Here is a 12,346-nt window from a genome sequence, read left to right on the forward strand (position 1 = left end):
AGCCGCACCCTCGCCGCACCTTCGCACAGGTCTAAACCAATCCGCCGTAGACCCTTGTCATCGGCCGGGTCGGTCTGATGAGCTGTGGCCTGGGACACAACGGTCGCGCCCGTCGCAAAGCACCGTAAGGGAGATGTCGTGAGCAACGAATCCTTGGCCAACCTGCTCAAGGAAGAGCGCAGGTTCGCGCCGCCCGCCGACCTGGCCGCGCACGCCAACGTCACCGCGGAGGCGTACGAGCGGGCCAAGGCCGACCGGCTGGGCTTCTGGGCCGAGCAGGCCCGCCGGCTGACCTGGGCGACCGAGCCGACCGAGACGCTCGACTGGTCGAACCCGCCCTTCGCGAAGTGGTTCGCGGACGGCAAGCTCAACGTCGCGTACAACTGCGTCGACCGCCACGTCGAGGCCGGCCACGGCGACCGCGTCGCCATCCACTTCGAGGGCGAGCCGGGCGACAGCCGCGCGATCACCTACGCCGAGCTCAAGGACGAGGTCTCCAAGGCCGCCAACGCCCTCACCGAGCTGGGTGTGCAGAAGGGCGACCGCGTCGCGATCTACATGCCGATGATCCCGGAGACCGCGGTCGCGATGCTGGCCTGCGCCCGGATCGGCGCCGCCCACTCCGTGGTCTTCGGCGGCTTCTCGGCCGACGCGCTCGCGACCCGTATCCAGGACGCCGACGCCAAGGTCGTCATCACCTCCGACGGCGGTTACCGCCGCGGCAAGCCCTCCGCGCTCAAGCCGGCCGTGGACGACGCGATCGCCAAGGGCGCGGGCGTCGAGCACGTGCTCGTCGTGCGCCGCACCGGCCAGGAGGACATCTCCTGGACGGAGGGCCGCGACGTGTGGTGGCACGAGCTGGTCGACGGCCAGTCCGCCGAGCACACCCCCGAGGCCTTCGACGCCGAGCACCCGCTGTTCATCCTCTACACCTCGGGCACGACGGGGAAGCCGAAGGGCATCCTGCACACCTCCGGCGGCTACCTCACCCAGGCCGCGTACACGCACCACGCGGTCTTCGACCTCAAGCCGGAGACCGACGTCTACTGGTGCACCGCCGACGTCGGCTGGGTCACCGGCCACTCGTACATCGTCTACGGGCCGCTCGCGAACGGCGCCACGCAGGTCATGTACGAGGGCACGCCGGACACCCCGCACCAGGGCCGCTTCTGGGAGATCGTGCAGAAGTACGGGGTCACGATCCTGTACACCGCGCCCACCGCGATCCGCACGTTCATGAAGTGGGGCGACGACATCCCCGCGAAGTTCGACCTGTCCAGCCTGCGGGTGCTCGGTTCGGTCGGCGAGCCGATCAACCCCGAGGCCTGGGTCTGGTACCGCAAGAACATCGGCGGCGACCGCACCCCCGTCGTGGACACCTGGTGGCAGACCGAGACCGGCGCGATGATGATCTCGCCGCTGCCGGGTGTCACCGAGGCCAAGCCCGGTTCGGCCCAGCGTCCGCTGCCCGGCATCTCGGCCACCGTCGTGGACGACGAGGCCAACGAGGTCCCCAACGGGGGCGGCGGCTACCTCGTCCTCACCGAGCCGTGGCCGTCGATGCTGCGCACCATCTGGGGCGACGACCAGCGGTTCATCGACACCTACTGGTCGCGCTTCGAGGGCAAGTACTTCGCGGGCGACGGCGCCAAGAAGGACGAGGACGGCGACATCTGGCTGCTCGGCCGGGTGGACGACGTGATGCTGGTGTCCGGGCACAACATCTCCACCACCGAGGTCGAGTCCGCGCTCGTCTCGCACCCGTCGGTGGCCGAGGCGGCGGTCGTGGGCGCGGCCGACGAGACCACCGGACAGGCCATCGTGGCCTTCGTGATCCTGCGCGGCAGCGCGGCCGAGAGCGAGGACCTGGTCGGCGAGCTGCGCAACCACGTCGGCGCCACCCTCGGCCCGATCGCCAAGCCCAAGCGGATCCTGCCGGTGGCCGAGCTGCCCAAGACCCGCTCCGGCAAGATCATGCGGCGCCTGCTCCGGGACGTGGCGGAGAACCGTCAGCTCGGTGACGTCACCACGCTGACCGACTCCTCGGTCATGGACCTCATCCAGTCGAAGCTGCCGGCGGCGCCTTCGGAGGACTGATCCTCGTACGGGAGGCACGGGGGCACGTCCACCCCACGGGAGGCACGTCCACCCATACGTACGCGAAGGGGCACCCGGCAGCGCGCCGGGTGCCCTTTCGCTCCGTAAAGTGAAGATCACCAGATTCGTCCTTGTGGGTGCCCTGTAAGGTGATGGACGCGTCAAGAGCGCGACAAGAAATCAGGGTGTGCCGGGAAGTCTGGTCGGCGACTGCATCAAGCGATCCGTCGTTGCCGTACCGACCCGGAGGAATCCCGTGGCCGCGCCCAGCAAGAACAACCGCAAGATCCTCGGCACGCTCTCCCTGCCCGAGCGGTCCTTCGTCGCGGAAGCCCTGCGGACCGAGACGGTCGGCGGCGTACTGCTCCTCCTCGCCGCGATCGCCGCGCTGATCTGGGCGAACACCCCGCTGAGCGACAGCTACGAGTCCGTCAGCGACTTCCACATCGGCCCGTCCGCGCTCGGCCTCGACCTCTCGATCCAGCACTGGGCGGCCGACGGGCTGCTCGCGATCTTCTTCTTCGTGGCCGGTGTGGAGCTCAAGCGCGAGCTGGTCGCCGGCGATCTGCGCGATCCCAAGGCCGCGATCCTGCCGGTGGTCGCCGCGCTCTGCGGCATGATCGTGCCGGCGCTCGTCTACGTACTCACGAACACCGCCGGCGGCGGCTCGATGGACGGCTGGGCGGTGCCGACCGCCACGGACATCGCCTTCGCACTCGCCGTGCTCGCCGTCATCGGCACCTCGCTGCCCTCGGCGCTGCGCGCCTTCCTCCTGACGCTCGCCGTGGTCGACGACCTCTTCGCGATCCTGATCATCGCGGTCTTCTTCACGGAGCAGCTGAACTTCGCGGCCCTCGGCGGCGCCTTCGTGGGTCTGGCCGTCTTCTGGCTGCTCCTGCGCAAGGGCGTACGCGGCTGGTACATCTACGTCCCGCTCGCCCTGGTGATCTGGGGTCTGATGTACAACAGCGGCGTGCATGCCACCATCGCCGGTGTCGCGATGGGCCTGATGCTGCGCTGCACCCGCCGCGAGGGCGAGCAGCACTCCCCCGGCGAGCACATCGAGCACCTCGTACGGCCCGTCTCGGCCGGACTCGCGGTGCCGCTGTTCGCCCTGTTCAGCGCGGGGGTGTCGGTCTCCGGCAAGGCGATCACGGACGTGTTCACGCAGCCCGAGACGCTCGGTGTGGTGCTCGGGCTCGTGGTCGGCAAGACGGTCGGCATCTTCGGCGGTACGTGGCTCGCGGCCCGCTTCACCCGGGCCGAGCTCAGCGACGAGCTGGCCTGGCCCGACGTGTTCGCGGTGGCCTCGCTGGCCGGCATCGGCTTCACCGTCTCGCTCCTGATCGGCGAGCTCGCCTTCAAGGGCGACGCCGTGATGACCGACGAGATCAAGGCCTCCGTGCTGCTCGGCTCGCTGATCGCCGCGGTGCTCGCGACGGTCCTGCTGAAGATCCGTAACGCCAAGTACCGGGCGATGGTCGAGGACGAGGAGCGCGACGAGGACCTCTCCGGCATCCCCGACATCTACGAGCAGGGCAACCCCGAGTACCACCTCCGGATGGCCGCCATCCACGAGAAGAAGGCCGCCGAACACCGCCGGCTCGCCGCCCTCGGTACCGGGGAACCGGGCCCCGCGGGAAGCGGCGGGGACGACAGTCCGGCATGATCTGACATTGCCGTAACCGACATTGAAGTCATTGCCGTGACCGACGTCGCGGTGAGGCCACGCCAGATCTGAAGAGGGAGACCGCGATGAGCGCAGCCGACGGCGGCGACCAGAGCCTGGGGCAGCTGGTCGCCTCGGCGACCAGCGAGATGTCCGCCCTGATCCATGACGAGATCGCGCTGGCCAAGGCGCAGTTGCGTACGGATGTGAAGCGGGGTGCGACCAGCGGTGGCGCGTTCATCGCCGCGCTGGCCGTGCTGATCTTCTCGCTGCCGATGCTGAGCTTCGCGCTCGCGTACGGGATCCACGCCTGGAGCGACTGGCATCTGTCGGTGTGCTTCCTGCTCTCCTTCGCCGCGAGCGTGCTGCTCGCCGGGCTGCTCGCGCTGATCGGTGTGGTCTTCGCGAAGAAGACCTCGAAGTCCAAGGGCCCGCAGAAGGTGGCCGCCTCCGCCAAGGAGACCGCCGCCGTGCTCGGCAACGTCAAGCCGCATCCGCGTCCCGTCACCGCACCGGCCAGGGGCGAGCTGACCCGGGCCGTCGAGGACGCCAAGCCTGTGGCACGCTCGTCTTCATGACGGACCCCGCCACCGCTCCCGCGGCCTCCTCGGCCCCTTCGGCCTCCTCGGTCGTACGCCTCGACGTCCCCGGCGGACAGCAGGTGTCGCACCGGGACGTCGCGGCGAACGGGGCCCGTTTCCACATCGCCGAGATGGGCGAGGGCCCGCTCGTGCTGCTCCTGCACGGCTTCCCGCAGTACTGGTGGACCTGGCGCCACCAGCTGCCCGCGCTCGCCGAGGCCGGCTTCCGCGCGGTCGCGATGGATCTGCGGGGCGTCGGCGGCAGCGACCGCACCCCGCGCGGTTACGACCCGGCGAACCTCGCCCTCGACATCACCGGGGTCATCCGGTCCCTGGGCGAGCCGGACGCCGCGCTCGTCGGGCACGACCTGGGCGGGTACCTCGCCTGGACCGCGGCCGTGATGCGGCCCAAGCTGGTGCGCCGGCTCGTGGTCTCCTCGATGCCGCATCCGCGGCGGTGGCGTTCGGCGATGCTCGGCGACATACGGCAGACCAAGGCCGGCTCGTACATCTGGGGCTTCCAGCGGCCGTGGCTCCCGGAGCGCCAACTGGTCGCCGACGACGGCGCGTTGGTGGGCGAGCTGATCCGGGACTGGTCGGGGCCGCGGCTGCCGGACGACGACGCGGTGGACACGTATCGCACGGCGATGTGCATCCCGTCCACGGCGCACTGCTCGATCGAGCCGTACCGGTGGATGGTGCGCTCCCTGGCGCGGCCGGACGGGATCCAGTTCTACCGGCGGATGAAGCGGCCGGTGCAGGTGCCGACGCTGCATCTGCACGGCTCGCTGGACCCGGTGGTGCGCACGCGCAGCGCGGCGGGCTCGGGCGAGTACGTCGAAGCGCCGTACCGATGGCGGCTGTTCGACGGGCTCGGGCACTTCCCGCACGAGGAGGATCCGGCGGGCTTCTCGAAGGAGCTCGTGGAGTGGCTGAGGGACCCGGAGCCGGACCGGTAGACAGCGCCGCAACCCCGGGCGAACACCCGTACATCGAACGGCTTTTGCCTCGCGCATAGGCCAATTGAGTGCGGCTCGTGCGGTTACCGACCATGAGGCACGGGCAGACGTCGGGGTATGGGCTGGACGCACGACTACAGTGACGCAGCACGCAACCGCCGCTCGGCCTCGGCGCCGAACCCGTTCCAGGGAGGCGGCCCCCAGGGCCAGGGTCACCGGTCCTCTCAAGTGGCCATCGGGATCCCACGCATCCTGCGCCGCCGCGCCCGCTGGGTGTCGGCCCGGCTGCGTCATACGACGCGGGCCTGAGCACCCCTCGGGCGCGGCCTCACCCCCTCCCCCGCCGGGGAGTTACAGCGCGCACTCCTGGCTGTCCACCTGCTGGTTGGCCTTGAGGCCGCGGCTGATGTCCTCGCGGATCTCATCCACCGTGAGCGCATAGCCGGTGTCCGCGCTGTCCAGGGACTTGGCGAAGATCACGCCGTAGACCTTGCCCTCGGGGGTGAGCAGCGGGCCGCCGGAGTTGCCCTGGCGGACGTTCGCGTACAGCGAGTACACGTCGCGGCGGACGCTGCCGCGGTGGTAGATGTCCGGTCCGCTGGCGTTGATCCGTGCGCGGATACGGGCCGAGCGGACGTCGTACCCGCCGTTCTCCGGGAAGCCGGCCACGATCGCGCTGTCGCCGGTCTGCGCGTCGCGCTCGGTGAACCGCAGCGGCTTCGCGTCCAGATCCGGTACGTCGAGCACGGCGATGTCGCGCTTCCAGTCGTAGAGCACGACGGTGGCGTCGTACTTCTTGCCCTCGCCGCCTATCTGGACGGTGGGCTCGTCGACGCCGCCGACCACGTGCGCGTTGGTCATCACGCGGCGGTCCGCGAAGACGAAGCCGCTGCCCTCGAAGACCTTGCTGCAACTGCTCGCCGTGCCGAGGACCTTGACGATGGAGCCCTTGGCCTCGGCGGCGACCCTGCTGCCCGCCAGCTTGGGGTCGGGCGGGCGGACCTCGGTGATCGGCTCGTTGGCGAACGGGCTGAAGACCTGCGGGAATCCGTTCTGCGCGAGCACCGAGCGGAAGTTGGTGAACCACGTGTCGGCCTGGCCCGGCAGGGCGCGGTCGATCCCGTTGAGGATCTTGGAGTTGCGGACCTCCTTGCCGACCGTGGGCATCGTCGTGCCCGCGAGCAGCGAGCCGATCAGCCAGGAGACGAGGAGCAGCGCCGCGACGTTGACCACCGCGCCGCCCGTGGCGTCCAGGGCTCTGGCCGGGGACCAAGTGATGTAGCGGCGCAGCTTGTTGCCCAGGTGCGTCGTGAAGGCCTGGCCCACCGAGGCGCAGACGATCACCACCACGACCCAGACCACGACGGCCGTCGTGCCCGCCTGCTCCTCGGTGAACTGCTTCCAGATCACCGGCAGTACGTAGAGCGCGACGAGGCCGCCGCCCAGGAAGCCGAGCACCGAGAGGATGCCGACCACGAAGCCCTGGCGGTAGCCCACGATGGCGAACCAGACCGCGGCGAGAACGAGCAGGATGTCAAGGACGTTCACCGAATCACGCCTCGCCTCGCGTCACAGTTCGCCACTCCTCGGCGGTCGGGGCCGATCGCCGGTCCGCGGCCGCGGAGTCCTGTCTCCGCGGCCCCGTCCCTGGTCAGCCGTGTCACATCTGCGGTCCTGCCCCGTTCCGGAGCACGTCCCGGGTGCCTTCCCCGAGGGTGCCCGGGCAAAAGCACAGAGGCCAAGCCTGTCATGCGTGCCAGTCGAGAGGGACCTGCTTTGTGCGGTCCCAAGGTCTCTCCCAGCCCGCGTAGTGCAGGATCCGGTCGATCAGACCGGCCGTGAAACCCCAGACCAGAGCCTCACCGACCAGAAATGCCGGTCCTTGGTGGCCGCGCGGGTGCACCGAGGTCACGCGGTGCTCGGCGTCCGTGAGATGTGCCACGGGAACCGTGAACACCCGGGCCGTCTCGGCCGGGTCCACCACGCCGACCGGGGTGGGCTCGCGCCACCACGCGAGGACGGGGGTGACGACGAAACCGCTCACCGGGATGTAGAGCTTCGGCAGCACCCCGAAGATCTGGACGCCCGCGGGGTCGAGTCCGGTTTCCTCCTCGGCCTCGCGCAGGGCCGCGCGCAGCGGTCCGTCGCCGGCCGGATCGCCGTCCTCCGGGTCGAGGGCGCCGCCCGGGAACGAGGGCTGGCCCGCGTGCGAACGCAGCGAACTGGCCCGCTCCATGAGGAGCAGCTCGGGCCCCTGCTCGCCCTCGCCGAAGAGGATCAGGACGGCCGACTGGCGGCCCGCGCCGCTCTCGGGCGGCAGGAACCGGCTGAGCTGGCGCGGCTCGATCGTCTCGACGGCCTTGACCACCGGGTCCAGCCACTCGGGCAGGCCCTCGCTGGATACGGCCACGTCACCGCCGTGGGTGCCGCCGGCCGCGTGGGTACCGCTGTGGGTGCCGCTGCTCGCGTGTGTCATGCCCTGCTACCCCCGTACGAAGTGCTCGGAGCTGTGAACGCCTCGCGCGCACCCGATCGTTCCCCTGTCACCGCGCCCGATCGCTGCTCCGTCACCGCACCCGGTCGCTGCCCCCTCACACAGCCCCCATCGGGGGCGCGGCCATGCCCGGGTAGTCCGGCGGCGGCTTCAGACGCTGGCCGGGGAAGCCGCCCTTCTCGTACTTGAGCAGCTTCTTCGCCTTCTCGGGGTCGATCTCCCCTTCCCCGTACGAAGGGCAGAGGGCGGCGATCGGGCAGGCGCCGCAGGCGGGCTTGCGGGCGTGGCAGATACGGCGGCCGTGGAAGATGATCCGGTGCGACAGCATCGTCCAGTCGCTCTTCGGGAAGATGTCGCAGATCAGCGCCTCAACCTTCTCGGGGTCCTCCTCGTCGGTCCACTTCCAGCGGCGCACGAGGCGGCCGAAGTGGGTGTCGACGGTGATGCCGGGGACCCCGAACGCGTTGCCCAGGACGACATTCGCCGTCTTGCGGCCCACGCCCGGCAGCTTGACCAGGTCCTCCAGGCGGCCGGGCACCTCACCGCCGTGTTCGTCGCGCAGCGCCCTGGCGAGGCCCATGATCGACTTGGTCTTCGCGCGGAAGAAGCCGGTCGGGCGGATCAGCTCCTCGACCTCCTCCGGGTTGGCCGCGGCGAGGTCCTCGGGCGTCGGGTACTTGGCGAAGAGGGCCGGCGTCGTCTGGTTGACCCTCAGGTCGGTGGTCTGCGCCGAGAGGACCGTGGCGACCAGGAGCTCGAAGGGGTTCTCGAAGTCGAGCTCCGGATGGGCATACGGATACACCTCGGCGAGCGCCCGGTTGATCTTCCGCGCCTGACGCACCAGGCCGGTCCGGGTCTGCGGCGGCTTGGCTTTCCTGATCACCGGAGGGCCCGCGGCACCCGGCTCCTTGTCGCTTTTCGCCATGCCACGAGGGTACGGGGAGGGGCTGACAGCGGGTGGGGTGTTGGCCGTGCCGGCCGGTTCGGGGCTCCGAGCGTTGTGGGCCCTGGCTCCCGACGGGCTCTTCGGCCGGCCCGGACCGGTCGAAGATCCCGCTCCTCGTGCGCACCGGTGAGGGCCCGAATGAGAATGGTGTCCGGACTCGAGATGCTTTGCGGAGACCTGGGGATCCCAAGACCCGGAGATCCGGAGATCCGGAGATCCGGAGATCCGGAGACCCCCAGATGCTCTGCGGGAGAACTCCGGCGGCCGGAAGGGGCGCGGTGCGAGCGGAAGACGGGGCGACCCCCGGCGCGGGGACCCCACCGGAACCCGGCGGGGGGCCGGACGCCGGGGTGCCCGGCGGGGCGGCCGGTCCGGACTCCCGGGTGCGGCAGGCCGAAGCCCGAGTGCGGCCCGAGCAGACGGCCGTACGACCGGACGGCGCCCGGACACACCCCGAGGAGGCGGACCTGCGACCGGACGAGACGGACCTGCGGCCGGACAAGGCGGGCCCGCGACCGGACGAAGCGGACCTGCGACCTGACGAGACGGATCTCCTCCCGGAGGCGGCGGACCCGGACGCGCGCTGGCTGACGCTCGTCATGCATCTGACGTTCTTCGTGCTGCACGGCACGGCCCTCGTCCGCTTCATCCAGCGCCACCCGGCCTCGGTCAACACGACCACGGTCATCTGCCTCGCCGCGCTCCTCGCCGTCCTGTACGCCTCCGGCGTGGGCCGTGATGCGTACACGGCGATGAACCCGTCGGCGCGGCGGCCGCAGACCTGGCGGGTCGTCTGGCTCGCCGCGGTGGTCGTGGTGTGGGCGGTCCTGGTGGACCTCGCGCCGAGCTTCGCGTGGGTGGCCGTGCCGCTGATCTACGCGGCGCTGCGGATCCTGCCGCCGGTCGCCGCGTGCGTCCTGGTGGGCGTCCTGACGATCTTCGTGATCATCGCCCAGCTGGCGCTGTCGACCCGGTTCGACCTGGACGTGGTGGTCGGCCCGGCCGCCGTGGCCGGCTTCGCCACCGCCGTGTTCCTGCACATGGAACGGCTCGCGGAGCGGCAGCGCCGGCTGATCGACGACCTGATCCGCACCCGCCGCGAACTCGCCGCCACCGAACGCCGGGCCGGCACCCTCGCCGAGCGCCAGCGCCTCTCCATGGAGATCCACGACACCCTCGCCCAGGGCCTGTCCAGCCAGCAGATGCTGCTCCAGGCGGCCGAGCGGACCTGGGGCACGGATCCGGCCAAGGCGCAGGGGCACGTCCGCGCGGCCACGAAGATCGTCGAGCACAACCTCACGGAGGCCCGTCGCTTCGTGCACGACCTCGCACCGGCCGACCTCGCCCTGTCCGGCGGCCTGCCGGACGCGCTGCGGGCGCTGGCCGCGCGCGAGAGCGACGAGCGGCTGCGGGTGCTCGTCCATACGGAGGGGCACATGGCCGGGCCCGATGAGGAGCCGGGACCGGGGAGCGCGGAACTGCCGGAGCAGGTGCAGGCGACGCTGCTGCGGATCGCGCAGGGCGCCCTCGCGAACGTACGGGAACACGCCCGCGCCACCACCGCCGTCCTCACGCTGACCACCCTCGAGGACCGTGCCGTCCTCGACATCGCCGACGACGGGCGGGGATTCGATCCGGCCGCGCTGCCGGACACGCCCGAGGGCGCGCGCGGCCACGGCCTGCCGGCGATCCGGGTCCGGGTGCGGCAGCTGGGCGGGACGCTGACGGTGGAGTCCGCGCCCGGGGAGGGGACGGTGCTGACGGTGACGGTTCCGCTGGAGGAGGGCGACGCGAAGGAGCTCGGCCCCGAGAGGTGATGGCTCGGTCCCGACAGGTGAGGCCTCGGCCCCGACAAGTGAGGACAGGGCTCGACTCCCGGCCCGCCCATTTGCCCGTTTTGCCGCTTTCTCCGGGATCGCGGCGGTCCGTTCGCCAGCCGTTCGCCCACAGCAGAATCAGCCGGGGCAACCATCCCGCCGTACACCCTTGGCCAGCGCTCTCACCGGCCTGTTGGAGCTCCGGGCCTGCTCACGCGGACCCTCCCGAAAATGGCCGGATCTCGCCCGCGGGCCCCCGATTGGGCCCCCTGTCGCACTGGACACCTCGTCGGTACGGCAAACTTGTTGTGACTGATCACACTGTTTGCTACGTCCGGCAAGATGGGCACCACAGCCTCTTGAGCCGGTCGACATAGGAGAGAACTCGTGGACGACGTTCTGCGGCGCGCCCCGCTCTTCGCGGCGCTCGATGACGAGCAGGCGGCGGAGCTGCGCGCCTCCATGAGTGAGGTGACCCTCGCGCGCGGCGACGCGCTGTTCCACGAGGGCGACCCGGGTGACCGCCTCTACGTGGTCACCGAGGGCAAGGTGAAGCTGCACCGCACCTCCCCCGACGGCCGCGAGAACATGCTCGCCGTCCTCGGCCCCGGTGAGCTCATCGGTGAGCTCTCGCTGTTCGACCCGGGCCCGCGCACCGCGACCGCCTCCGCGCTGACCGAGGTCAAGCTGCTCGGCCTCGGCCACGGCGACCTCCAGCCGTGGCTCAACGCGCGCCCGGAGGTGGCCGCCGCGCTCCTGCGCGCCGTCGCCCGGCGCCTGCGCAAGACCAACGACCAGATGTCCGACCTGGTCTTCTCCGACGTGCCGGGCCGTGTGGCCCGCGCGCTCCTCGACCTGTCGCGCCGCTTCGGCGTGCAGTCCGAAGAGGGCATCCACGTCGTGCACGACCTCACGCAGGAAGAGCTGGCCCAGCTGGTCGGCGCCTCGCGCGAGACGGTCAACAAGGCGCTCGCCGACTTCGCGGGCCGCGGCTGGCTCCGCCTGGAGGCCCGCGCGGTGATCCTCCTGGACGTGGAGCGACTGGCGAAGCGCTCGCGCTGACATCCCGCGCCCATACGTGGCGTCGCACGTACGCGAAGAGGGGCCCCGCCGGCATCGGCGGGGCCCCTCTCGCTATCGCAGGAACGTGCCGTACATCGCGGTGATCAGCGCGATCACCCCGGTCACCGCTGCAACCGAAGGCAGCGGCCAGCGGGCGCGCTCCAGAGCGTCGATCCGCGCCTCGTGATCGACGAGCTGCTTGTCGGTCTGGTCGCTGCGCTGCACCAGGAGGGCGAGGGAACCGTCGGCCCTGGCGAATCCCGCCTCGACGGTTCCGCGCAGACGTTCCAGCTCCAGGGCCACGGGGGTCGCGTCCGGAACACTCGTGCGCTGGGCGCTCATGGCGGATCTCCTTCCGTTGCGCCTGCCGTCACGGCTTCTCCCGTACGCAGCCACGGAGGCAGCAGCTGTTGCACGCCCGGCAACGCCATGGCTCTGGCGAGACCGCCGGCGACGGCGAGCGCGCCCGCCACCCACGGCAGACCCGCGGGGATGCCTGAGGCCTCGACGAGAGCGGGCAGGACGACGGCTATGCCGACCGCAGTCTGCAGCACGGTGCGGAGGGTGCGCTTGGCGGCTTCGGTCATGGCTCTCCTCCGGCTCACACGGCCCAGTAGTTGGCCTGAAGGTCGGAGAATGCGAGCGTGCCGTCCGCTGTTCCGGTGGCGACCTGGATGTGCCACTGCACCCGGTTGCCGTCATCGCAGTAAGCACCGTTGCG

12 protein-coding genes are annotated in these 12,346 nt (G+C 70.8%); 7 read left to right on the top strand and 5 right to left on the bottom strand.

The genetic code is table 11. From position 1 onward, the window contains the following. The first annotated feature begins 138 nt into the window (after positions 1 to 138). The 5 genes from acs (at position 139) to BLT97_RS38570 (ending at position 5,615) form a co-directional block, all read left to right on the top strand. Complete coding sequence (gene acs, locus BLT97_RS20055) at positions 139 to 2,097, top strand: acetate--CoA ligase (RefSeq protein WP_093612130.1); 1,959 nt, start codon at positions 139 to 141, stop codon at positions 2,095 to 2,097. Positions 2,098 to 2,353: 256 nt separating this feature from the next. Then, positions 2,354 to 3,766: a Na+/H+ antiporter NhaA gene (gene nhaA / locus BLT97_RS20060; protein WP_093612132.1), complete on the top strand. Its 1,413-nt coding sequence runs from the start codon at positions 2,354 to 2,356 to the stop codon at positions 3,764 to 3,766. Between the two features lie 86 nt (positions 3,767 to 3,852). Beyond that, on the top strand, positions 3,853 to 4,344 hold the full coding sequence (locus BLT97_RS20065; RefSeq protein WP_093612134.1) for a phage holin family protein: 492 nt from the start codon (positions 3,853 to 3,855) through the stop codon (positions 4,342 to 4,344). Continuing rightward, positions 4,341 to 5,306 (top strand): alpha/beta fold hydrolase, encoded by a 966-nt coding sequence (locus BLT97_RS20070; RefSeq protein ID WP_093612136.1) that lies wholly within the window; start codon positions 4,341 to 4,343, stop codon positions 5,304 to 5,306. The genes BLT97_RS20065 and BLT97_RS20070 overlap by 4 nt, the downstream gene beginning before the upstream one ends. Before the next feature lie 117 nt (positions 5,307 to 5,423). Continuing rightward, positions 5,424 to 5,615, top strand: a complete 192-nt coding sequence (locus BLT97_RS38570; protein ID WP_093612138.1) for a hypothetical protein — start codon at positions 5,424 to 5,426, stop codon at positions 5,613 to 5,615. A gap of 42 nt (positions 5,616 to 5,657) precedes the next feature. On the opposite strand, the gene BLT97_RS20080 is transcribed toward BLT97_RS38570, so the two are convergent. The 3 genes from BLT97_RS20080 to nth form a co-directional block, all read right to left on the bottom strand. Then, a complete protein-coding gene (locus tag BLT97_RS20080; RefSeq protein WP_093612140.1) occupies positions 5,658 to 6,854 on the bottom strand; it encodes a MarP family serine protease in 1,197 nt (398 codons plus the stop codon). Positions 6,855 to 7,053: 199 nt separating this feature from the next. After that, positions 7,054 to 7,782, bottom strand: coding sequence for an NUDIX hydrolase (locus BLT97_RS20085; protein WP_093612142.1), 729 nt, complete (start codon positions 7,780 to 7,782; stop codon positions 7,054 to 7,056). 115 nt (positions 7,783 to 7,897) lie between these two features. After that, complete coding sequence (gene nth / locus BLT97_RS20090; RefSeq protein WP_093612144.1) at positions 7,898 to 8,725, bottom strand: endonuclease III; 828 nt, start codon at positions 8,723 to 8,725, stop codon at positions 7,898 to 7,900. A 404-nt stretch (positions 8,726 to 9,129) separates the two neighbouring features. On the opposite strand from nth, the gene BLT97_RS20095 reads away from it, so the two are divergent. Both BLT97_RS20095 and BLT97_RS20100 read left to right on the top strand, forming a co-directional pair. Further along, positions 9,130 to 10,563: a sensor histidine kinase gene (locus BLT97_RS20095; protein WP_425442738.1), complete on the top strand. Its 1,434-nt coding sequence runs from the start codon at positions 9,130 to 9,132 to the stop codon at positions 10,561 to 10,563. A 387-nt stretch (positions 10,564 to 10,950) separates the two neighbouring features. Continuing rightward, on the top strand, positions 10,951 to 11,625 hold the full coding sequence (locus BLT97_RS20100) for a Crp/Fnr family transcriptional regulator (RefSeq protein ID WP_016642758.1): 675 nt from the start codon (positions 10,951 to 10,953) through the stop codon (positions 11,623 to 11,625). A gap of 72 nt (positions 11,626 to 11,697) precedes the next feature. On the opposite strand, the gene BLT97_RS20105 is transcribed toward BLT97_RS20100, so the two are convergent. Beyond that, entirely contained in the window at positions 11,698 to 11,967 is a 270-nt protein-coding gene (locus tag BLT97_RS20105) for a hypothetical protein (protein ID WP_093612146.1), read from the bottom strand. Continuing rightward, positions 11,964 to 12,212 carry a hypothetical protein gene (locus BLT97_RS20110; protein ID WP_093612148.1) on the bottom strand — a complete coding sequence of 83 codons (249 nt, stop codon included), beginning with the start codon at positions 12,210 to 12,212 and terminating at the stop codon, positions 11,964 to 11,966. The genes BLT97_RS20105 and BLT97_RS20110 overlap by 4 nt, the downstream gene beginning before the upstream one ends. Positions 12,213 to 12,346: the final 134 nt, after the last annotated feature.

It is taken from the genome of Streptomyces indicus (assembly GCF_900100315.1).
In the GTDB taxonomy this organism is placed as follows: Bacteria; Actinomycetota; Actinomycetes; order Streptomycetales; family Streptomycetaceae; genus Streptomyces; species Streptomyces indicus.

Coding starts and splice junctions, on each gene's coding strand:
- BLT97_RS20065 (WP_093612134.1), top strand. CDS start 3,853: ATGAGCGCAGCCGACGGCGGCGACCAGAGCCTGGGGCAGCTGGTCGCC.
- BLT97_RS20070 (WP_093612136.1), top strand. CDS start 4,341: ATGACGGACCCCGCCACCGCTCCCGCGGCCTCCTCGGCCCCTTCGGCC.
- BLT97_RS38570 (WP_093612138.1), top strand. CDS start 5,424: ATGGGCTGGACGCACGACTACAGTGACGCAGCACGCAACCGCCGCTCG.
- BLT97_RS20085 (WP_093612142.1), bottom strand. CDS start 7,782: ATGACACACGCGAGCAGCGGCACCCACAGCGGTACCCACGCGGCCGGC.
- nth (WP_093612144.1), bottom strand. CDS start 8,725: ATGGCGAAAAGCGACAAGGAGCCGGGTGCCGCGGGCCCTCCGGTGATC.
- BLT97_RS20105 (WP_093612146.1), bottom strand. CDS start 11,967: ATGAGCGCCCAGCGCACGAGTGTTCCGGACGCGACCCCCGTGGCCCTG.
- BLT97_RS20110 (WP_093612148.1), bottom strand. CDS start 12,212: ATGACCGAAGCCGCCAAGCGCACCCTCCGCACCGTGCTGCAGACTGCG.